The organism is Pseudoalteromonas issachenkonii (assembly GCF_002310795.1).
Classification (GTDB): Bacteria; Pseudomonadota; Gammaproteobacteria; order Enterobacterales; family Alteromonadaceae; genus Pseudoalteromonas; species Pseudoalteromonas tetraodonis.
In genome coordinates, this window is the sequence record NZ_CP011031.1 from 204,754 (window position 1) to 227,583 (window position 22,830).

General features: G+C 40.0%; 19 protein-coding genes and 2 pseudogenes. 8 read left to right on the forward strand and 13 right to left on the reverse strand.

Annotation, left to right across the window (positions count from 1 at the left end):
* Window positions 1-38: 38 nt before the first annotated feature.
* Window positions 39-1,349 carry a DASH family cryptochrome gene (locus PISS_RS16600; RefSeq protein WP_058155739.1) on the reverse strand — a complete coding sequence of 437 codons (1,311 nt, stop codon included), beginning with the start codon at window positions 1,347-1,349 and terminating at the stop codon, window positions 39-41.
* A 131-nt stretch (window positions 1,350-1,480) separates the two neighbouring features.
* On the reverse strand, window positions 1,481-3,208 hold the full coding sequence (locus PISS_RS16605; protein WP_058155740.1) for a DUF885 domain-containing protein: 1,728 nt from the start codon (window positions 3,206-3,208) through the stop codon (window positions 1,481-1,483).
* A gap of 200 nt (window positions 3,209-3,408) precedes the next feature.
* On the opposite strand from PISS_RS16605, the pseudogene PISS_RS18940 reads away from it, so the two are divergent.
* Window positions 3,409-3,582, forward strand: a pseudogene (locus tag PISS_RS18940) (DUF4202 domain-containing protein); the annotation flags it as partial.
* A 41-nt stretch (window positions 3,583-3,623) separates the two neighbouring features.
* The gene (locus tag PISS_RS16610; RefSeq protein ID WP_058155741.1) at window positions 3,624-4,130 is read left to right on the forward strand and encodes a TFIIB-type zinc ribbon-containing protein; all 507 of its coding nucleotides are present in this window, start codon (window positions 3,624-3,626) and stop codon (window positions 4,128-4,130) included.
* Window positions 4,131-4,184: 54 nt separating this feature from the next.
* Here PISS_RS16610 and der read toward each other — a convergent pair whose 3' ends face one another.
* The 9 genes and pseudogenes from der to ndk form a co-directional block, all read right to left on the reverse strand.
* Complete coding sequence (der, locus tag PISS_RS16615; protein WP_010389444.1) at window positions 4,185-5,654, reverse strand: ribosome biogenesis GTPase Der; 1,470 nt, start codon at window positions 5,652-5,654, stop codon at window positions 4,185-4,187.
* Window positions 5,655-5,729: 75 nt separating this feature from the next.
* Window positions 5,730-6,908, reverse strand: coding sequence for an outer membrane protein assembly factor BamB (gene bamB / locus PISS_RS16620; RefSeq protein ID WP_058155743.1), 1,179 nt, complete (start codon window positions 6,906-6,908; stop codon window positions 5,730-5,732).
* A gap of 10 nt (window positions 6,909-6,918) precedes the next feature.
* Window positions 6,919-7,539 carry a YfgM family protein gene (locus tag PISS_RS16625; protein ID WP_058155746.1) on the reverse strand — a complete coding sequence of 207 codons (621 nt, stop codon included), beginning with the start codon at window positions 7,537-7,539 and terminating at the stop codon, window positions 6,919-6,921.
* 45 nt (window positions 7,540-7,584) lie between these two features.
* Window positions 7,585-8,865: a histidine--tRNA ligase gene (gene hisS, locus PISS_RS16630; RefSeq protein ID WP_058155748.1), complete on the reverse strand. Its 1,281-nt coding sequence runs from the start codon at window positions 8,863-8,865 to the stop codon at window positions 7,585-7,587.
* Window positions 8,866-9,050: 185 nt separating this feature from the next.
* On the reverse strand, window positions 9,051-10,169 hold the full coding sequence (ispG, locus tag PISS_RS16635; protein WP_013462930.1) for a flavodoxin-dependent (E)-4-hydroxy-3-methylbut-2-enyl-diphosphate synthase: 1,119 nt from the start codon (window positions 10,167-10,169) through the stop codon (window positions 9,051-9,053).
* Between the two features lie 5 nt (window positions 10,170-10,174).
* Window positions 10,175-11,044 carry a RodZ domain-containing protein gene (locus PISS_RS16640; protein WP_058155750.1) on the reverse strand — a complete coding sequence of 290 codons (870 nt, stop codon included), beginning with the start codon at window positions 11,042-11,044 and terminating at the stop codon, window positions 10,175-10,177.
* A gap of 385 nt (window positions 11,045-11,429) precedes the next feature.
* Window positions 11,430-12,335: pseudogene (pilW, locus tag PISS_RS16645) on the reverse strand (type IV pilus biogenesis/stability protein PilW); the annotation flags it as partial.
* Window positions 12,336-12,453: 118 nt separating this feature from the next.
* Window positions 12,454-13,584 (reverse strand): dual-specificity RNA methyltransferase RlmN, encoded by a 1,131-nt coding sequence (gene rlmN, locus PISS_RS16650; protein ID WP_010389431.1) that lies wholly within the window; start codon window positions 13,582-13,584, stop codon window positions 12,454-12,456.
* A 183-nt stretch (window positions 13,585-13,767) separates the two neighbouring features.
* The gene (gene ndk / locus PISS_RS16655; RefSeq protein WP_008111339.1) at window positions 13,768-14,199 is read right to left on the reverse strand and encodes a nucleoside-diphosphate kinase; all 432 of its coding nucleotides are present in this window, start codon (window positions 14,197-14,199) and stop codon (window positions 13,768-13,770) included.
* Between the two features lie 270 nt (window positions 14,200-14,469).
* Between ndk and PISS_RS16660 the strand changes: the two genes are divergently transcribed.
* Window positions 14,470-15,795 (forward strand): methyl-accepting chemotaxis protein, encoded by a 1,326-nt coding sequence (locus PISS_RS16660; RefSeq protein WP_058155754.1) that lies wholly within the window; start codon window positions 14,470-14,472, stop codon window positions 15,793-15,795.
* A gap of 155 nt (window positions 15,796-15,950) precedes the next feature.
* Window positions 15,951-17,339: a prephenate-dependent tRNA uridine(34) hydroxylase TrhP gene (gene trhP / locus PISS_RS16665; RefSeq protein ID WP_013462935.1), complete on the forward strand. Its 1,389-nt coding sequence runs from the start codon at window positions 15,951-15,953 to the stop codon at window positions 17,337-17,339.
* A gap of 357 nt (window positions 17,340-17,696) precedes the next feature.
* Here the strand turns inward: trhP and PISS_RS16670 are convergent, their stop codons facing one another.
* Both PISS_RS16670 and PISS_RS16675 read right to left on the reverse strand, forming a co-directional pair.
* On the reverse strand, window positions 17,697-18,143 hold the full coding sequence (locus PISS_RS16670; RefSeq protein WP_016899140.1) for a DsrE family protein: 447 nt from the start codon (window positions 18,141-18,143) through the stop codon (window positions 17,697-17,699).
* Window positions 18,144-18,189: 46 nt separating this feature from the next.
* Window positions 18,190-18,711 (reverse strand): rhodanese-like domain-containing protein, encoded by a 522-nt coding sequence (locus tag PISS_RS16675; protein WP_058155756.1) that lies wholly within the window; start codon window positions 18,709-18,711, stop codon window positions 18,190-18,192.
* 262 nt (window positions 18,712-18,973) lie between these two features.
* Here PISS_RS16675 and PISS_RS16680 point away from each other — a divergent pair, with 262 nt between their 5' ends.
* The 4 genes from PISS_RS16680 (at window position 18,974) to PISS_RS16695 (ending at window position 22,828) form a co-directional block, all read left to right on the forward strand.
* Window positions 18,974-19,624, forward strand: a complete 651-nt coding sequence (locus PISS_RS16680; RefSeq protein ID WP_016899624.1) for a peroxiredoxin — start codon at window positions 18,974-18,976, stop codon at window positions 19,622-19,624.
* 61 nt (window positions 19,625-19,685) lie between these two features.
* A complete protein-coding gene (locus PISS_RS16685) occupies window positions 19,686-20,555 on the forward strand; it encodes an MBL fold metallo-hydrolase (protein WP_058155757.1) in 870 nt (289 codons plus the stop codon).
* Between the two features lie 55 nt (window positions 20,556-20,610).
* Entirely contained in the window at window positions 20,611-21,189 is a 579-nt protein-coding gene (locus PISS_RS16690) for a Tll0287-like domain-containing protein (RefSeq protein ID WP_058155759.1), read from the forward strand.
* A 241-nt stretch (window positions 21,190-21,430) separates the two neighbouring features.
* Complete coding sequence (locus PISS_RS16695; RefSeq protein WP_016899621.1) at window positions 21,431-22,828, forward strand: cytochrome ubiquinol oxidase subunit I; 1,398 nt, start codon at window positions 21,431-21,433, stop codon at window positions 22,826-22,828.
* Window positions 22,829-22,830: the final 2 nt, after the last annotated feature.

A 22,830-nucleotide genomic window follows, 5' to 3' on the forward strand; every position in this document is an offset into this window, starting at 1 on the left:
AGAGTCAGCTAGCCAGTATTATGTTCGAGGTTTTATTTTTACACTGGCCAATCAGCGGCGTCTAAGTCATCTAATTGTGCATCGCAGTGCTCATTTCCTTGCCACTTGGCAATATATTCACCGTGCGGATCATATTGCTGGGTTTGTTTTTGCAAATTAAAGTGACGTCCGCCGCGCGGATCTACGCCAACTCCAGCAATATATTGCCAGTTGCCCCAATTAGCGGCTACATCGTAATCAATAAGTTGTTGTTCAAAGTAAGCAGCGCCATAGCGCCAGTCTAGTTGTAGTTCGTTGACCAAACAGCTGGCTGCAATTTGTCGTGAACGGTTAGTGATAAAGCCCGTTGCGTTAAGCTCCTTCATAATAGCGTTAACTAGCGGATAAGGGGTACTGCCTTGGCACCATTTAGCAAAACGATTCGGGCTAAAAGTGGTAAGTGGCGAGCTTTGTTTTTTACCTTTAAAAGTAAATAACTGATGCTTCACATTAATTGCATGCCACTTAAAATACTCACGCCAGAGTAATTCAAACTTAATCCAGTAAGTTGATTCATTTTCCCCATGCTGCGCTTCATAGGCATCGACTGCACAAAAAATTTGCTTGGCACTAATGCAACCAAAAGCCAGCCAGCTACTAAATTTAGTTGAGTTATCAAAGCCATCCAGCTCATTACGGGTGATTTTATAGCTGCTTGGTAAAGCTGATGAAAAGTACTGTAGACAATGCGTAAGGCCGGCTTTGTGTCCACCTTGGAGTAAAGAGTTTCCTGTTGGCGGCTCTGATATAGGCTGTTTAGCACATAAAATAATAGGCGGTGGAAGTCTTTTTGCTGAGAACGGCACTGAGGATAAACTGATACCAGTGGCTTCAATCTTTTTTCTAAAAGGGGTAAAGCCGGTTGGTAAATCAGCAAGTTCAAAGGGCAGTTGTTGCTGTTGATATAAGGTGTCTTGCATCACAGATTTAAATACCACAGTGGCGCATTTCGATTTAACTGCGGTAATTTGGCGTTGCTCATAAACGCCTATTTGCTCGCTATAAACAACTTCATCAATGCCAAGCTCATTAATACGCTGTGTGAATACCTTTACCGGATCGCCTTCTAAAATATGCAAGGTTTGGCCAAGCCCTAAAACAGACTCCTGTAGCTCGTATAGGCTTTGCATTAAAAAGCGTTGTTTATGTACACCATAGGGTTTTTGTTGATAGTTATTGCTTTTAAACCAAGCAGGATTGATCACAAATACGATATCAAGTTCACATTGTTGTTGTGATAAATCATTGAGTATGGGGTTGTCATCAATGCGCAAATCATTTTGCAGCCAATACAGAATACGTTTTTTCATACTTAAGCTCTGGTTTTTAAAATCATTAACTTTACGAAGCAAAAGCGGGTAGGGATTAGTTTTGAGGTGTTTAATAGGGTTTTAAAAAGAGGCGGTAACAATACCGCCTCTCAATTTGTTCTAGCTTTATTTTAAATAGCTGATTTTTGCTGTGCTATCCAGTCATTAATTACATCTTCAAGTACCGCCATAGGGAGTGAACCTTGACCAATAACGGTATCGTGAAAGCTGCGTATATCAAATTGTGCGCCTAGCTGTTTTTCTGCTTTGGCACGTAGTTCGCGTATTTTAATTTCGCCCATTTTGTATGAAAGCGCTTGGCCTGGCCAAGAAATATAGCGGTCTATTTGATCTTCCACTGCGCTTTGTGGCAAAGCGGTATGATCAGCCAAATAATCAATCGCCTTTTGGCGGCTCCAGCCAAAGGCATGAATACCGGTATCAACCACTAAGCGCACTGCGCGCCACATTTCGTAGCCTAAACGGCCAAAATCGCTGTACGGGCTTTGGTAAAAGCCCGCTTCTTTACCTAAACGCTCTGTATAAAGTGCCCAGCCTTCGCCAAAAGCAGAGTGGCTCAGTGTGCGTCTAAACTCAGGAACGTCTAATTCCATAGCAATGGCGTTTTGTAAATGATGCCCAGGTATGGCTTCGTGTAGGCTAAGTGCTTCTAAATTATATAAAGGCTGCAGTTTTGGAGTTGAGGCTAAAAAGTAAGTCCCCGGTGAACGATTATCTGGCGGTGGCATATAAAATGCGCCACGACTCGCTGAGCCTTTAATAGTAAAAGTATTGCGCGGTAAGTGGCCAAAGTAAGTAGGGAGTTTGCCATACATTTTTTGGGTTATAAAGGCGGTTTTTTCGAGCAAGTCTTGGGCGTCTTTTGCGTAAAACTGCTCATCGGTTGCCAAAAATTCTAAAAACTCGCTATAGCTGCCATCAAAGCCAACTTTATCAATAATACTTTGCATTTGCGCTTTGATGCGCGCCACTTCTTTTAGACCAAGTTCATGAATTTGTTTAGGTGTAGCGTTAGTTGTGGTGTAATAATTAACCGTGTACTTGTAATAATCAAGGCCCCCTTTAATACTTGTAATACCCGGCTGCGATCTACAATGTGACATATATTCGTTTTCAAAAAAGTCGTAAAAGTGCTGATAAGCAGGCACAACTTTTGAGGCAATTAACGCTTTAGCTTTATTTTGGTAAGTTTCTTTTTGCGCTGCGCTAAATGTATTAGGGATACGGGTAAATGGCTCATATAAGGCGCTATTCTCAGGTTGTTTAACTATATGGGCGCTAATACTTTGGCCATAATTTTTAAACGTTTCGCAGTAGTGGGTAAAACCAGTTTGAATGCCTTGCTTCATTAAATTAATGTTTTGCTGATTAAAGCGCGGGTAATCACCAAGGCTCACTAAAAAGGCATCGTAATCCTCGGCGGTTAAAAAGGCCATGTTAGCCGGCGCTTCTGCAAAGTAAGTATGCCAGCCACTTAAAAAATTAACCGGAAAGTATTTATCTTGGTAAAGGTAGCTTTGCTGCTCGGTTTCTCGCTCATATTTAAACAAGCGGTAGTTCATTAACTGCTCGCTATTGAGCGTTTTAGGATCAATGCTGGCTAAGTTTTTTAGTACGCTGTTGTTGTAAGCTTGGCGCTTCGCAATGGCTTGCTCGCTCCAATCGGGTAGGGGGCCGTTGGGCTTCCAACCATCAGGATCAGTTCTAAAAAATATTTTCTCAGCTTTGGCGTTTTGCCAGTGGTTATCAATAATGGTTTTTAAATCGCTGTTACTGTCGGCTAAGCTTGGCAGCGAGGTGGCTGCTAAGGCAATAGCTAAAATTGTTTTTTTTAGCATGTTGAATTTCACTTTTTAAAATTTTAATTATTATTTATGCGCGCTGATTTTATGATAATAACAAGTTCACTCAATTAATGCGTTGGTTTTTAACAGCAGTCTAGCTTATTGTTTTACTGGTGTTTAAAATAAAACATATTGGGGTGGCGATATTTAATAACGTATTTTGCTAACCGATAAGGCGAATAGCCAACACCCAAATATTTATTGAGCATTTCATGCTTAGCTTTGCAGGTTCGAAATCCGATTATGATGAAGAAAAATGGATTGGGATTACTCGCTGTACTTGGAAAAAAATGTCAGATAATGCACATGAGTTTGTATTGGCAGGTCACACACCATTAATTGGCCTGATACACAAAGCGTTAGAATAACTATTTAACTTTAGGTATTAAAATAAAAAGGATTTTTGAAAATGTTGTGCCCTCGAACAAATACACCATTGGAGCCTATATTAGTTGGCGGTATCACTGTTTATACATCGTCGTTAGGCGGCGTTTTTTTCGATAACAGCCAAATTTTTAAATTTAGCTCGCCAGAGTTAAAACATGGTCAGGTTTTACTTAAGTATTTGAGTAATTATGCCGAAGGTGAGGGTGAAGTCGCAATGCGAGTAAATTGCCCTAAATGCCCAAGCATAGTGATGATGCGTAGGTATTTTTCACCGCTAAAAGCAGTTGAAATAGATGAATGCCCAAGCTGTGCAGGAATATGGCTTGATAGTGGCGAATTAAGCAAAATACACGAAAACCATTTAACACCCAAAGAACGAAAACTGCTAGCCCATGAAATGGCCACCAATCATGGGTTTATAACTATTAAGCCGCCAAAATCAAAATATTACCCCAAAGCGCCTAAAAATGTTCAAGGCACCACAGTTGAACGGCTGGTGCAATTAGCATTAATTAATTTTGAATCATAAAAAACGGCGTACTATAAAGTACGCCGTTTTATTAAACTGACTTAATCAAAATCGTTATGACTTATTGCGGTTTTCTTTACTAAACGCACGAATTTTACGTTTTTGCGACAGGGTTACTTTATTAGTACGCCCTGCAAATGGGTTATCGCCTTCTCTAAATTCAATTTTGATTGGCGTACCCATAATCTTAAGTGCTTTACGGTAGTAGTTCATTAGGTAGCGTTTGTAGCTATCAGGTAAATCATGAACTTGGTTACCATGAATGACGATACGCGGCGGATTATAACCCCCAGCATGCGCATATTTAAGCTTAACACGACGACCGCGAACAAGTGGCGGCTGGTGATCCGCTTGTGCCATGTCCATAATACGACGCAGCATAGCGGTGCTTATACGTTTAGTTGCCGACTCATACGCTTCGTCAACTGATTCAAATAAATGACCAACACCCGTACCATGTAGCGCAGAGATAAAGTGCAAGCGGGCAAAATCAATAAAGCCCAAACGACGATCAAGCTCAGTTTTAATACGATCTTTAACGTAGTTGTCTAGGCCATCCCACTTGTTCACGGCAATTACCAATGAGCGCCCTGAGTTAAGGGCAAAGCCTAATAAGCTTAAATCTTGATCTGAAATACCATCGCGGGCATCAACCACTAATAGCACCACGTTACAATCTTCGATTGCTTGTAGTGTTTTAATGACTGAGAACTTCTCAACCACGTCACTTACTTTTTTGCGTTTACGCACACCGGCTGTATCGATAAGAATATATTCTTTATCATTACGGGTCATCGGAATATAGATAGAGTCGCGCGTTGTACCTGGCATATCGTATACAATAACGCGATCTTCACCCAGTATACGGTTAGTCAGGGTTGACTTACCAACGTTAGGACGACCAATAATAGCCAGCTTTACCGGCTTGTCGGCAAACGCTTGGTGATCTGTGTCATCTTCTTCACCTTCTTGATATAAGTCGATAAGTTCTTCATCGTCATCGGCTACATCTTCATCAAGTGCGGCAAGTTCAGCAATAACTGGCTGAAGTGTTTGCTCAAGCAGTAAAGTAATACCACGACCATGAGCGGCAGCGATATGATGAACTTCACCGAGTGAAAGTTGATAAAACTCAGCACAGTTCGAGTCAGCATCAATGCCGTCTGTTTTATTGGCTACCACAAAGCACTTTTTCTCTTGCTTACGTAAGTGGTTAGCAATAGCTTGGTCAGCCACTGTCATACCTACGCGAGCATCAACTAAAAATAAAACAATATCCGCTTCTTCAATGGCTAGTAATGACTGATCAGCCATTTCGGTTTCGATACCTTCTTCTGAGCCATCAATACCGCCCGTATCTACCACGATAAATTCAAAGCCATCGTAATTTGCTTGGCCATATTTTCTATCACGCGTTAAGCCAGGAAAGTCGGCAACGAGTGCATCACGAGTACGTGTTAAACGGTTAAATAATGTGGATTTGCCCACATTGGGTCGCCCTACAAGAGCGATCACGGGAAGCATAAACTACCTCTTTAAAAAACAACAAAAGGCTTCGCAGTGCGAAGCCTTACAAAAAACTATATGACTATTAGTAAGTTAGTTTGGTATTTTTACCGCGCTAACTTCACCATCACGGGTGTATAAAATCAACTTATCGTCAGCAACAACAGGCTCAACAAAAAAACCTGAGCTGTCAAAGTCTTCACGAGATACTAGCTCGCCAGTGTCCTTATTTAACCAATGCAAATTGCCTTCTTGGTCACCTAACGCTAAATAATTACCGGCAACCGCTGGGCCTGTTAAGTACCAGCCACGAAGAGCGGGTTGGCTCCAACGTTCAATGCCTGAATCTTTATCAAGTGCATAAACAACGCCGTTACTATCAACAACGTAAATTGTTTGCAAATCCATGGCAATTTCACGGTAGCTGCTGTATTCACGTTTCCATACAACATTACCAGAACGAATATCAACTGCTGATAAGTTACCATTGTATGCAATCGCATAAGCAAACGGGCCACTAATAAGTGGTTGTGTATCAACATCAACTAAACGCTCAAACTCTGATGCGCCTTTTGCTACTGCAATTTCTGCGCTCCACGCTGAGTAGCCGCTCTCAGAAATTAAAACACTGAGCTTACCTGTTTCAAGGCCAACCAACACACCACCATTAGCGACGGTTGGTGAACTTTGACCGCGTAAGGTAAGTGCTGGCACTTCTTGCTCAAAGCTCCAGCGCTCTTCACCCGTATCAGGATGCAGGGCCAGTAACTTACCTGATGCTAAATTAACAAACACTAAACCATCGCCTGCAGCAGGTTTAGACAGTGATTCGCCTGGCACTTTTTTACGCCATACCTCTTTACCTGTCTCACGATCAAGGGCAATGATATAGCCATGTTCTGAACCTAAATAGATTTTACCATAAGCTTGTAATATTCCGCCTGATAATTTTGCACTATCGTTATCGCTCCAAGGCCAAAACGATAAATCATGACGAACATCGGTTTCCCAAAGCGTATCACCATTGGCAAGTGATAACGCTTCTACTTGGCCTTCGCGACTCGCTACATACACAGTATCTTTATAAACAGCTGGTGATAAACGTGAGAAGTAATGCTCTACACCGCTACCTATTGATTCTTGCCAAACAACTTCTGTTTCAAACTGATTGGCTATTTCAGGAAGTACCAGTTCTTCTTCATCATCACTTGATGAACAGCCCATAAGTGTTGCCATACAAAGGGCGAGCGTTGCTGTTGTTATTTTTCTCATGCCTAAAACCTTATGCCGCTGGGCTAGTTACTGCTAGGTCATCTAACTTAATTTGTAATAGAGGATTGCTGGTTAATCCACCGGCATCAACCGCAGCTTGGTAGGCTACGCGTGCTTGTTCTTTATTGCCTTGCTGAGTGTAAATATCGCCTTTTAACTCTGCAACATTTGCATTAAATGCCTCTGGCAATGGTGAATTTAATGTAGTTAATGCATCATCGTATTGTTGTTGAGCAATTTGCACACGCGCTAAACGCGTAGTTGCAATGGCTTTTAGCTGCGCGTTATCGACATTTGATACAATCCAGCTTAGCTTTTCATTCGCTACATCTAATTTTTGTGCATCTACCGCTTCTTTTGCAGCAATAAATGCCGCTAAAGTTGCGTACTGAGTGTCTTTATTTTCACTGATGAAGGCATCAGCAGAGGCTAATACGTCATCACTTTCAACAAGCTTAGTGTAAGCATCAGATGCTTGCTCTGCTGTTGTTATTTGGTTCTGGTTGTAGGCCTTCCAACCGTACAAACCACCTAAGCCAACAATTACACCTAAAGCAAGTGATAGGCCGTTTTCACGAAAAAAGCGTTTAATCGCTTCTGCTTGTTGTTCTTCAGTTGAATAAATTTCCATGCTTACCTCTATTAAAGCGCTTTACTCGCTGCGCTTTATGTAATTTTAGCTATTAATTAGTTCTGCAAGTAGCGCTTTAGCTTGTTCTAGTTCTAATGTGACTTGTTCTTTACGCTCACGTAAATACTTTATGGTCACAACGCCTTGCTCTAATTCATCTTCACCGATAATAACCGCGACTAATGCATCGCTTTTATCAGCACGTTTTAATTGTTTTTTAAAGTTACCACCGCCAGCATGCACCATAACGCGTAATCCAGGTACGTCTCGACGTAACGTAGATGCAATAATAGGGGCTTGAATGCTGGCTTTGTCGCCCATGGCTGCTAAATATACATCAGCACTACGGCGTATGTCACCTACACATTCAAGTGCTTGAAGTAGTAAAACTAGGCGCTCTAATCCCATTGCAAAACCAACTGCTGGGGTTGATTTACCGCCTAATTGCTCAACTAAGCCATCATAACGACCACCGGCACATACTGTACCTTGTGCACCTAAGCTATCGGTTACCCATTCAAATACAGTACGGTTGTAATAATCTAAGCCACGAACTAGCTTTTCATTAACCGTGTATTTGACGCCTGCGGCATCTAATCGTTCACATAAATTTTCAAAATGTTCTTTTGATTCAGTATCTAAATGTTCAGATAATTTTGGCGCATCCACTAATATTGCCTGTATATCTGGGTTTTTAGTATCCAAAACGCGCAGCGGGTTAGAGTACATACGACGCTTAGAGTCTTCATCTAGTACATCGGTATGTTGTTCTAAGAAGGCAATTAAGGCATCACGGTACTGCGCGCGAGCTTCATTTGAGCCTAATGAGTTAAGCTCTAAGCGTACATGATTGCTTATGCCAAATGCTTCCCAAAGTTGCGCCGTGAGCAATATAACTTCAGCGTCTATATCGGCGCTGGCAATACCAAAGGTTTCTAAACCAAATTGGTGAAATTGACGGTAACGACCTTTTTGTGGGCGTTCATGACGAAACATAGGGCCCATGTACCAAAGGCGTTGTTCTTGATTGTATAACAGGCCATTTTCGTTACCTGCACGTACACACACCGCGGTACCCTCAGGGCGCAGAGTTAAATTATCACCGTTACGATCGGCAAAGGTGTACATTTCTTTTTCTACAATATCGGTTACTTCACCAATAGAGCGTTTAAATAGGTCGGTTGATTCTACAATTGGAAAACGAATTTCTTGATAACCAAACGATGATACGGTCTCGCGTAAAATGTGCTCTACTTTCTGCCAAACTTGCGTATCGCCTGGCAGGCAATCGTTCATACCGCGAACTGCCTGAATTTGTTTTGCCACTGATAAATCCTAAATCTGTTTATGTGCAGTCTTAGACTGCAACTACGTAAAACTAAAAAATCGACCGCGCATTATAACCCTAACTACAAGGTAATTGCGAGTATAGCGGTGTGTATGTAATTTGTACTGCGCTGTGAATGCCGCTACTAAAAAAGTCAATTGAATGCATATTGCTGGCGTTTAAATCACTCTACGATTTTTATATCGATTGGTGTTTGTTGCTGCTTTTGCTCGATAAAATCGCGCACATAGCCTTCGAGCTGATCAACAATATTATTGTTATCAATACGGGCTTTTTGGCGTTCGCCATTTATGTATAAGCCTGAGCGACGGTTTGCACCGGCAAGGCCAATATCACTGACTAGCGCTTCGCCTGGGCCGTTAACAACACAGCCAATTACAGACACTGAAACCGGTTCAATAATGTCTTCTAAACGTTCTTCAAGTTGGTTCATGGTGCTCACCACATCAAACTCTTGGCGTGAACAGCTTGGGCAAGCAATAAAGTTAATCCCGCGCGAGCGAATACGCAGTGATTTTAATATATCAAAGCCAACTTTTATTTCTTGTACTGGGTCTGCAGCGAGAGATACGCGCAGCGTATCACCAATGCCTTCTGCTAATAACATCCCTAAACCAACGGCCGATTTAACAGAGCCAGAGCGCATGCCGCCAGCTTCGGTTATTCCTAAATGCAGTGGTTGGTCGATTTCTTTAGCGAGCAAGCGATACGCGCCTACCGCTAAAAATACGTCTGATGCTTTTACTGAAATTTTAAATTGATCAAAGTCTAAACGGCGTAATATATCTACGTGGCGCATAGCCGATTCTAATAGGGCTTCTGGAGTAGGTTCGCCGTATTTCTCTTGTAAATCGCGCTCAAGTGAGCCGCCATTTACCCCTATTCGAATAGGAATGTTATGCTCACGCGCTGAATCAACTACCGCTCTAATACGCTCTTCACTACCAATGTTGCCTGGGTTGATACGCAAACAATCAACACCGTATTTTGCTACTTTTAATGCAATGCGATAGTCAAAGTGGATATCGGCGACAAGGGGTATCGACACTTGCTCTTTAATACTTTTAAATGCCTCAGCGGCATCCATGGTCGGTACTGACACGCGAACAATATCTGCACCGGCATCTTGAATAGCTTGAATTTGGGCTACAGTGGCATCAACGTCCATCGTATCTGTGTTGGTCATCGACTGCACGGCAATAGGTGCACCATCACCAATAGGAACATTACCCACATTTATGCGTGTGGATTTTCTGCGTTTTATAGGAGATTCTGAAAACATAGCGACTACTCTGCTAAGGGTAATTTAAATTTAGCTAAACGGTTTTTAGGAAAGGCCGAAATATCAACTGGCTCACCATTTAGGGTAATACGAACAACATCATGCTTGCCTAATACCACTGAAAAAGGCGCTACTCCGGTTAGGGTCATTTCGTAGCCTGCTTTTTTTACACCAAAAGCAATTTTTTCATCATTGGCATCGTGAATTTCTACCCAGCTCTCATCGTTAAACATCATAAAAATGGTGCTTAAATCACTGTTTTTTGGCTCACTGGTGCTCTGTGCATTATCAACTGGCGCAGCTTGAATTGTTTGTTGTTCATTTTGTAATGCAGAATCTACTTCTTCTGTAGATTCAATGTCATTTAATAGTGCCTCGTCGGCGGCTTCAGCTAACAGCTTGGTGTTTTCTTGTTGTTGAGTTATGAGCGAGTTATTAGCATTAATAGTTTTAGTTTGTTCATCAATAGGCATTGCATTTTGCCACCACCACACTGCAGAAGAACCAATAACGATAGCTAAAATTAAGTAACTTACGGTCATAAGTCGGCTGTCATGGGCTTCTTTTTCTGTGCGCCTTGAAAAGCTTTGCATATCGACCGGTTTATCTGATGTGCTAAAAGCGGGTAACATCGCTAAAATAGCTGGGCTATCAATGTTTAGTGTACGACAATAATTTTTTATATAGCCTTTAACAAACGTTTTTGCACCCAGTAAATGATACTCGTCGCTTTCAATATGCTCAACTTGTGATTCTGTTAGCTTTAATAGCGAGGCGATTTCAGCAATGCTGATATTTGCATTTTCTCTATGCGATTTTAGTATTTGTCCTACAGAGGGTTCGTCGCTCTGCGGTTGTGTATTATCTTCATTCATAATATGTATGAGTCTGGATCCACGAGTAAAAGTTAATGTTTTGGCTTAATAACCAGAGTAAGACTTTGTTTTTATTTTTTAGTGTTCGTTTATTCTTGCTACTAGAATGCACGCTTTTAAAGGGTATCATCAGCTGCGGTTTTATAAAAACGTTAGTATCGCCCTTTTAAAATTTTTGCTGTTTTTATTTTTAAAGCCCTTTAATGCACCTAACATATAGCAGTTTAGCATTGAATCACACTGAAATGCTAAATTGGTTTACAGCAAAACGAGCGATATCAATCGATACACTCGTTTTTACTCTTATTTATACTAATTTAAAAAGGTATTTGTGTCTCTGTTGTATTTTTGCAGCTTACTTTACTGAATCATCAGAGCTTACTGCAGATGTTGGACTTTTTTTACGAATAATTTTTATTTTTGGCTCCACAATAATTTGATTGTTATTACTGCTTTCTTGCAATTCATCAAGTTGTGCTTGGCGGTACTTTTCGCGCAGCACTTCAAACTCTGTTTGCCTTAATTGGTTGTCACGAATGGCGTTAGCTTGAACACTATTTGGGTACGTTTGCAAAATGGTAGCTGCAATTTTTTCAGCATCTTCTATTCTACCCATGCGTTGTTTAACCAAGTAGCTGAGTAACAATGCTCGCGAAGAAACCTGTGCAGTATCGTCATAACGTTTTATTAAAGTACTGGCTTTATATAAGTCACTTTTGGCGTAATACAAAGCCGCTAAGCTTATTAATGTAGAGGCGCGTTGCGAGCTGTGGTTTAGCGCTTGTTGAAAGTAGCTTTCTGCATTGGTAAAGTCATTAAATTCAATGGCGCATAAGGCTAAATTTTCATAGCTTTGTGCTACACGAATATAGCTAGGAATTTCAATCGCTTTTAAAAATTGATCGGTCGCGCGATCATACTCATCAATACTACATAAAAACGTACCGTAGTTATTTAGGGTGTTCGGATCGTCAGGCTTAATCGCCAACGCTTTTTGATAGGCTTTGTCGGCTAATGCATTTTCGCCAACTTGTTGGTAGTAATAGGCTAAAGAATAATGAACTTCGGGAAGATTTGGTGCATATTCGCTCGCACGCTCAAGGTTGTATTTTGCTTGGGAATTATTACCGGTGTTTAAATATTGTAATGCCAAAGCAATGCGGGTACGTGCTGCGCCTGCGTTGTTTATTTTATTTTCGACGACGGGTTTGTCACTGCCGTTGTAACTATTTTCAGTCACACAACCGCTTAAAAGTAGTGTTGATAGTGCTAAAGCAAGTAAAGATCGCATTACCTTGTCTCTTTATTTATTTCCATAGCCTCTATCTTACCTCAAAGCCTTTGTGTTGCATCATTTATTTAAAAATAAACAATTTATCACAAAGGCACAAAGGCACAGAGTTACTTAGTTAGGCTTGGTGAATATTTACTGCAATTGCATTGTCATCACGCATTTTCTTTTTAGCCATACGTTTTGTTCTATCAACCACATCGCCAGCTAACTGACCACAGGCAGCGTCAATGTCGTCCCCTCGTGTACGACGAACAATACAGGTAATCCCCGCAGCTTGTAATACCTTTGAAAAACGGTCAATTCGGCTGTTGCTTGAACGCGTATACTCATTACCTGGGAACGGGTTAAACGGAATAAGGTTTACCTTAGATGGCGTACCTTTTAGCGTTTTAACCAGTTCATGTGCTTGGTCGGTACTGTCGTTTACGCCATTAAGCATAACGTATTCAATGGTGACATCTTTATTGGCTTTTGAGCCATCAATATAACGACGACAGGCCGCTAAAAATTCTTCAATTGGGTACTTTTTATTGATCGGTACTAAAATATCACGCAGTGCGTTATCAGGAGCGTGAAGTGAAATAGCCAGTGCTACGTCTATTTTTTCTTTTAATAAATCAAGGGCAGGTACTACACCCGAGGTACTTAATGTAACGCGGCGCTTAGATAAACCAAAGCCCCAGTCGTCCATCATCAGCTCCATCGCCGGGACTACGTTTTTAACATTCAGTAGCGGCTCGCCCATTCCCATCATAACGACGTTAGTGACAGGGCGTTTTTCACTGTTTCCATCAAGGCCAATGTCTTTGGCTACACGCCATACTTGGCCAATAATTTCAGACACTTTTAAATTACGGTTAAAGCCTTGTTGTGCCGTTGAGCAAAAAGTACATTCCAGTGCACAGCCCACTTGAGACGATACACATAATGTGGCGCGATCTTTTTCTGGGATCCAAACAGCTTCAACTTCTTGGCCGCCCTCAAGTACGAGTGCATATTTAATTGTACCGTCGCTGGCTTGCTGGCGAACTGAAATTTCAGGTGCAACGATTTCACACTCATTTTTAAGCTTTTCTTTTAGCTTTTTGTTTACGTTGCTCATTTCGTCGAAATTATCTACGCCAAAATGATAAATCCATTTCATCACCTGATCGCCACGAAATGGCTTTTCACCGAATGATACAAATAACTCTCGCATTGCATCTCGGTTTAAATCTAATAAGTTAATCTTTTTTTGCTCGGTCATGTAACAACCTCAATCGGTGGCGGTGATGGTAAAAATTTACAAGGGCGAATTGTACACAATTCATCCACTATAATCATTAAGTAAAACATCATAAATAAACGGTTAATACTTTACGTAATGACTAAAAAAGGGCTCGAAAGCCCTTTTCATACTTTGCATCACAGGGTTAGCTGTGAACTCGAATTAACGAGTACGTGGGCAAAGTTCTTCGTCAGCGAAGAAGTACGCGATTTCGCGAGCAGCAGATTCAACAGCGTCAGAACCGTGAACCGCATTTTCGTCGATGCTATCAGCGTAGTCTGCACGTAAAGTACCCGCTAGTGCTTCAGCTGGGTTAGTAGCACCCATGATTTCACGGTTTTTAAGAACAGCGTTTTCGCCTTCAAGAACGGTAACCATTACTGGGCCAGAAGTCATGAAAGATACTAAAGCACCAAAGAAAGGACGCTCGCTGTGCTCAGCGTAGAAACCTTCAGCTTTCTCTTGTGAAAGGTGAACCATTTTAGCTGCAACGATTTTAAGACCTGCAGTTTCGAAACGGTTGTAGATTGCGCCGATGTGGTTTTTAGCAACTGCATCAGGTTTTACGATTGAAAAAGTACGCTCTAAAGCCATCTTTGTGCTCCAATAATTTAAATAAAAGGTTGAATATTAACGGGCGCGAATTATACGCGTTTTAGTCAAAAAAACCTAATTTATTCTACCTTGCTTGCTTTTTTTAATTTGCTAACCCCGATTTATGAACTAAAAACAATGTTTTTACGTTTACTATGTGTTTATAAACATGAGCTATACTTTTGTTTAAGTGGTGAGACTTTTTATTCATAGTACACTTTTTATAGACTCAATATGCATGCCGATACATTTAAACACTAAGGTAACAATATGTTTTTTAACCAATCTTTAAAAAATCAAATCGCTGATTTACAAAGTAAGCTTTCTGTAAGGGAGCAGGTTAAGCAAAGCTTAGACAGTGAAATGCTGGTGTTAGAGCTTGATAAGCAAGGTGCTATTTTAAGACAAAATAAAAATTTTGAGCGAGAGTTTAACTACTCAAATAACAAAATAATTAATAAAAATATTTTAGACTTCATTCCTGAAAATGCTAGAAATAACGCGGATTTTCATGCCTTTCAAAAAGCGCTAAGTAAAGTAGAACATTTTGCCGGCGCTATCCAAGTATCCCACCCAAACGGACAACGAGATTGGTTACGCTGCATTTTACATCCTATAAAAAACGAGCAAGGTCAGCTTGAGTATTTAACCCTGCATTGCACTGTGCTTACACAAATAATTGAGAGTTCAAGAGAAAACGAAGATTTAATCAAAGCATTGCATCGTTCAACAGCGGTTATTGAGTTTGATACTCAAGGTATGGTGTTACGTGTTAATGACAACTTTTTAAAAAGTATGAGTTATTCAAGACAAGACGTGGTGGGCAAGCATCATGGTATGTTTTGTGACGAACAAGAAGCGAGTAGTAAAGAGTATCAGGCCTTCTGGCAACGTTTGCGTAATGGTGAGTTTATTGCGAGCAGATTTAAACGTATTGATAAACACGGCCATGTAGTTTGGTTAGAGGCTTCATATAATCCGATTTTTAATGAAGCAAATGAGCTCTATAAAGTAGTTAAATTTGCCACAGTGATCACTGACCAAGTAGAAAGAGAACTGGCTACAGAGCAAGCGGCGAGTATTGCGCATGGCACTTCTATCGAAACTGATAATAACGCGGATAAAGGTGCTGAAGTGGTACAAAAAACAGTTCAGGTTATGAACGAACTGTCGGTGCAAATGGAGCAAGCTGCTCAAGAAATTTCAGCATTAGATAAACAGTCGCAACTGATAGCGAGCATAGTGCAGAGCATTAGCAGTATTGCTGATCAAACTAATTTATTGGCACTTAACGCGGCTATTGAGGCCGCGCGTGCAGGCGAGCAAGGCCGTGGATTTGCGGTGGTGGCTGATGAAGTGCGTTTACTTGCCTCCAGAACCAGTAAAGCTACCGAAGAAATCGTGGATGTTGTACAGCAAAACCAAAATTTAACTCAATCAACCGTTGCAGTAATTGAGCAAGGTAAAAATAAAGCGCAACAAGGTCTAGCGCTCTCCAAAGAATCTGGTGATGTAATGAGTGATATTAAAAAAGGCGCGCAACAAGTTGTTGATGCCGTTAGTCAATTCTCGAACCAATTAAGCAGTAAAAAATAACTTAAATTTACAGCTCTTCATTTATTAGCGCAGAAGAGAAATTTTGATGATCTTGATCAAGGTTTCTCTTTTGCCATCTCATTATACTTGCGCGCTTTATTTTCCTTAATTATTCATGCAACCGGCTTGAACCCGGTTCGATGTATGGAGCGCACATGTCAGCTGTTTCTTCTTCAACCTTATTTGTACCTGAATTACTTTGCCCCGCAGGCAGCTTAAAAAACATGCGTTATGCCTTTGCCTATGGTGCCGACGCGGTTTATGCCGGCCAACCGCGTTACAGTTTAAGAGTGCGCAATAACGAATTTGATTTAGATACATTACAAATAGGGATTAACGAAGCACATGCGCTGAATAAAAAGTTTTATGTAGTGTCGAATATTGCCCCGCATAACGCAAAAGTTAAGTCGTATTTACGTGATATAGAGCCGGTGATTGCTATGAAACCGGATGCATTGATCATGTCAGATCCTGGGTTAATTATGCTAGTACGTGAAAAATGGCCTGATATGCCAATTCATTTGTCGGTTCAAGCCAATGCAGTGAACTACGCAAGCGTACAGTTTTGGGCAAAACAAGGTATTGAGCGGGTAATTTTGTCTCGCGAGCTATCGCTTGAAGAAATCAGCGAAATTCGTGCTCTGTGCCCAGAAACAGAACTAGAAGTATTTGTGCATGGCGCACTGTGTATGGCTTATTCAGGGCGTTGTTTACTCTCAGGCTATATTAATAAACGCGATCCCAACCAAGGCACCTGCACCAATGCATGTCGTTGGGAGTATGATGTTAAACCTGGTACAGAAAACGAAACCGGTGAAATGGTACATAAAATTGACCCTAAAACGGTTATACCTACGTTAGGTGAAGGCGCACCAAGTAACGATGTATTTATGCTAGAAGAGCAAGGTCGCCCGGGTGAATATATGCCTGCATTTGAAGACGAGCACGGCACTTATATCATGAACTCAAAAGACTTACGCGCCGTGCAATACGTAGAGCAGCTAACAAAAATGGGGGTGCATAGCCTAAAAATAGAAGGGCGTACTAAGTCATTTTATTATGTTGCCCGTACCGCACAGGTATACCGTAAAGCGATTGACGATGCGGTTGCAGGTAAACCATTCGATGCTGATTTATTTAAAACTCTTGAGAACCTTGCACACCGCGGTTATACTGAAGGTTTTTTAAAACGCCACGCCCATCAAGATTATCAAAATTACGAATACGGTCACTCTGTATCTACCAAGCAGCAATTTGTGGGTGAGGTATTAGGGCGTAATGCTAATGGTTTGGTTGAAATAGATGTAAAAAATAAGTTTTGTGTTGGTCATTCATTAGAGCTAATGACGCCGAAAGGCAATATTAGTTTTCCCCTAGAAAGTATGGAAAATAAAAAAGGCGAAAGCATTACTGATGCTAAAGGCTCAGGCCATATCGTAAAAATTCCACTGCCTGACAACATTGATTTAGAGCACGCGATACTGATGCGCAACCTAGATGAAAACCAAGACACCCGCAATCCTTTCAAACAAGCTGTTTCATAATAGAGAGTTTAATCATGGCTTTACTTATAAACAGCAAATGCATTAACTGTGACAGTTATAAGGTTTTCAATTAAAGTCTTTAAAAACAGGTTGTTACTTTGTCGTGCTATGGTTTGTGCTACGATTTTACGTAACTCGTCAGCACTTACTTAGTATCTTAAAAACGGCTCAAAAAAGCAAATTGCACTAACTAAAAAATTTGAAAACACATAACCATATTAGAACAGTATAAAAAGCTAAACACACTTAGCATGAATAGCTTCTAATAGAATAGAGCTTGGGGGATCTACACGCTCTAGATTTATGTTGATTCAGGACAATACGAATCGTAATGCCTGAATCAGTTACTCACAGTGATTAAAATGATATGACTTTTGTTTCAGCATCAAGCATTTTTTTAGCTATGTGGGGAGGTAAAGCAGGGGTAATACCTTCAATCAAATCAGTTTTTTTAACACCTCTATTAGGTAGATAAAGAGCGCAAACTTGAACTGTTCCCCCCATTTTTATAATGTTTTTCATTAAGCTTTGTGGGCTCATATTTTTAGGCTTTAGCTGTGTTAAAACTGATTGAGGAGCATCGATCAGTGCAATATCGCCGGCTTGCCCACATAAAAGGATATTGACCTCAGCACCTTGTTTTAAAGCTTGTGATGATAAAACCATACCCATTAACTGAGTTTGTGTGTTGTCAGATGTTATAAATGATAAAAGCTTAGGTTTAGTGCCTGCCTTATTATCGTCTGCAAAAGCACTGAAACTAATAGTAGAAGCCAATAATAAGATGACTGTTAATATTCGCATAAAATTTACCTTTTTTAATTCAGTAATTGAGGGCACTTGTTTTTAATTATACTCTCTGGTTCCACGGCATCAACGCTATAATTCTTGCTAGACCACAAAAACCGGTTGCGCCAGCAACAAACAAGCCTGCTGCAATAAATATTATTGGCCAAATGAAAGCGGTCGAAATTGTTAAAGAAAGAGCACAGAACACTAAAATTAGAGTACTTATAGATAATTGAACTTGACGATCTAGTGGCAAAATTGATTTTTCACCTTTACGAACATTATATCCTTCATTGACCCACTCATTTATGCCTCCGCTGATATTGTATATATTCAAATCTGGGTTATGGGCAAGTAACTTTTCACACGCACTTTTACCACGACCGCCTTTTTGGCAATATATTATATAAGCGCTTTTCTCATGTTTAATATCTTCTCCTTTTAGTTTACTCAAAGGGAGTAATTCAGAGCCCTCAATGTGTGAAGTCATGTGTTCTGCTGGTTCACGAACATCAATTATTCCTACATCTTCCCTTTCAATTAACATGAAAGCTTCATTTGCAGATATTTCTTTTGGTTGCATTTTTTAATTTCCTCATGAAATAAAATTATTTAGAACAAGCTGTACTTTATATTAGATTATTCTAATATAAAAGGTGAATACTTTACTAAATTTATAAAATTGAGTTTTACTTTTCGAGGTTGGTAATCTTTTTTAACTCTTAAAGCTTACTTTTTCATCGATAATATTGATTAAGTTAATCTGTTTTTTGATATTGCTTTTAGTTATATGCTTATGCGATATTGATCTTGTCAAAACGATAAACATCAATTAGGAGAATGTTATGACTGAACAAAATGAAAGACAATTACAGTTCCCACAATTAAACAAGCCAGCACCTGCATTTAATGCGAAGACAACTCATGGTAATCGTACACTTGAAGATTACAAAGGTAAGTGGTTAGTGCTTTTCTCGCATCCAGCAGACTTTACTCCGGTATGTACTACCGAGTTCATGGGTTTCGCAAATGCAGCAGAAGAGTTTTCAGCGATGAATACTGAATTATTAGGTTTATCGATTGACAGTATTCATGCGCATATTGCTTGGGTACGTAACATTGAAGAAAACTTTGGTGTGAATATACCTTTCCCAATTATTGCAGATCTTTCAATGGAAGTGGCTCATGCTTATGGCATGGTTCAACCTGGTGCAAGCGATACTGCAGCTGTACGAGCTACGTTTATCATTGACCCTGAGGGGGTAATGCGAGCGATGGTTTATTACCCAATGAGTAATGGTCGCTCAGTAAATGAATTTTTACGTTTAGTTAAAGCACTTCAAACAAGTGATGAAAATTCAGTAGCTACACCAGAGAATTGGGTAGAAGGCGAACCAGTTATTGTACCTCCACCGCATACCGTTGAAGACGCTGCTGGTCGTAAAGATAAAGGATACGATTATGTTGATTGGTACTTTAGTAAAAAATCTCTTTAATACTGTTTAATGAAACGTTAGCCCAAGGATTTCTCCTAGGGCTAACTTCGAGGGAATATTTATGAAAACAAACTATGAGATACAAGAATTTCTTGATCAAGACAGTGAAACATTTAGCTATGTCATTTTTGATAAACAGACAAAGAAAGCTATAGTCATAGACCCTGTATTGGACTTCGATTATAAATCTGGCCGCACTTCTGAGGAGGGGGTTGAGAAAATAGCGAATTATATTAAGAAAAATGAGCTAAATCTTGAGTGGGTGCTAGAAACCCACGCACATGCTGATCATATTTCAGGTGCTCCATTCTTCAAAAGAGTATTTGGTGCAAAAATTGGGATTGGTGAACATATTAAAACGGTTCAAAAAACATTTAAAACGTTATTTAACCTAGAAAAAGAATTTCTACCAAATGGAACTCAGTTCGATAAATTATTTAAAGATGGTGAAATATTTCATATAGGTGAACTTACTATCCGAGTAATGCATACACCTGGACATACGCCTGCCGACTTGGCGTATTTAATTGATGAAAGTGTTGTATTTGTTGGAGACACAATTTTTATGCCGGACGTTGGAACTGCGCGTTGTGACTTTCCGGGTGGGAGCAGTTCACAGCTTTTTGACTCGATAAAAAAAGTATTGGCTTTGCCGGATGAAACAACGATTCAAGTATGCCATGACTACCCAAACGAAAGTCGAGATTATCGCCATAGCGTAACGGTTAAAGAGCAAAAAGAGTCTAATATCCATGTCAACAACAGCGTAATAAAAGAGCAATTTATAGAAATGCGTGAAACACGTGATAAAACGCTATCTATGCCGCGCCTTATTTTGCCTGCAATTCAACTTAATGTGAGGGCTGGTAATTTTCCACCTGCAGATAATAACGGTGTAAGTTATTTAAAAGTACCACTAAATCAGCTTTAAAATTATAGCTACTTTTATAGTTAATCTATTTTACAAGAGCTCAGAGGGAAGAGTAATGTTAAAAAACTACTTAGTTTTAATTTTAATCATGGGTTTTACTCCTTTAGCTGTAAATTCAACATCACTTGGTGAAAATGATAAAAGTGTATTGGAGCAAGAAGCACAAAAGCGAATAAAAGAATTCTCGAGCAGTTTAAAGTCGCAGTTAAAGTTAGCTATCAATAAAGGAGGGCTCAGCGCTGGTGTTAAAGTGTGTAGTGAGCAGGCACCAAAAATAGCTGAGCAGTTGTCAACTGACGGTTGGTCTGTTGGTCGTACTAGCTTACGCACCAGAAACACCAGCAATACGGCTGATCAATGGGAACTAAAAACACTGGTTGATTTTGAAAAACTCAAACAACAAGGCATTGAGGTTAATACATTGGCAAAGTCGAATTACGATGAACAAAGTTTTCGTTACATGAAAGCGATACCAACCGGCGGTTTGTGCTTAGCTTGTCATGGCTCCTCAGTCACACCTGAAGTCAAAAAAGTTATTCAGCATTATTACCCTGAAGATAAAGCAATTGGATTTAATGTGGGTGATATTCGTGGCGCGTTTACACTAATAAAACAACTAAAAGCAACTAATTAGTGTAAACAGTACTGAGTTTAGTATTAGCACAATGAATTTTTTATTATATATTTTATTTGAGAGTTGATTTTTTGATCAGATGAAATATAATCCTTATGTTAAAATTTAAGGTGTATATATTAAAATGGAATAAGCGCTGTTAAAAGCCTTTTACTGTTATGAATTACTGGTGAGTTAAATAAATTTTATTCTGCTAAGGTCAATAGATCAGAGCGTAATTTTTAAAATATTAGGAATGGATATGGAACTAGATCCACTTTTACTATCCCGAATACAGTTTGCGTTTGTTGTGTGTTTCCATGCAATATTCCCTGTCTTCACTATAGGCTTGGCAAGCACAATTGCTGGCTTTGAATTCTTATCATTTAAAACGGGTAATCCAATATGGCAAAGGCTCTCTAAATTTTGGATTCAAGTTTTTGCAGTCGTATTTGGTATTGGTGTTGTATCCGGTATCGTCATGTCCTTTCAGTTTGGAACTAACTGGAGTAACTTCTCCTATGCAACCGCAAACTTTTTGGGTCCAGTACTGAGTTACGAGGTTGTGACTGCGTTCTTTTTAGAGGCAGCCTTCTTAGGTGTACTATTATTCGGTAGAGATAAAGTGCCACAAGGTGTTCATCTATTCGCCGCCTGTATGGTTGCGTTAGGTACATTTATATCTTCTTTTTGGATACTTGCAGCTAACTCCCTTATGCAGACGCCTCAGGGATTAGAATTAGTAAATGGCATTTATCATGTTTCTTCATGGTCTGAGGCATTGTTTACTCCCTCGTTTGGATATCGCTTTCTACATATGGCTTTGGCTTCTTTTTTAACTGCGGCATTGGTTGTAGCAGGCGTAAGCGCATGGTTCCTGCTTAAAAACAGAGAGTTTGAAGCTAACCGAAAAGCGCTTTCAATCGCATTATGGTTTTTACTTTTCTTAGCTCCGGCACAAGCGCTTGTAGGTGATTTTCATGGAATTAACACACTTAAATATCAGCCTATGAAAGTAGCTGCAATGGAAGGTAACTGGGAAACACAAAAAGGTGTTCCACTGTTACTATTTGCAATACCTGATAAAGAAGAGCAAACAAATCATTTTGAAGTAAAAATTCCAAAACTAGCCAGCTTCATTTTAACTCATGACTGGGATGGTGAAGTACCAGGCCTTAAAGAAGTGTCCAAAGAAGAGCAGCCACCAGTATTTATTGTATTTTGGTCGTTTAGAATCATGGTTGCGCTTGGCTTTTTAATGATAGGGTTTGCATTGTGGGGCTTAATCTTAAGAAGAAAAGGACAGTACTATAAATCGCCTTTATTTTTAAATGGCTTAAGATTAATGAGTTTAAGCCCGTTTTTTGCTGTTTTAGCTGGTTGGATAGTAACAGAAACTGGCAGAGCGCCTTGGTTGATTTATGGTCAAATGACCCATGCTCAAGGACTAACCCCTTCACTAACCGGCGGTATGGCACTATTTACTTTAGTTGGGTATATCATCGTTTATTCACTCGTATTCAGCTCTGGTGTTTACTACTTATTAAAAGTGTTTAAAGGCGGAATAGAAAAGGCGAGTGCACCACATGAGATGGATGAAATTGAGCGCCCTATGCGTCCGTTTTCTGCAGCACATGTTGCTATCGATGAAAAGGAATAAAT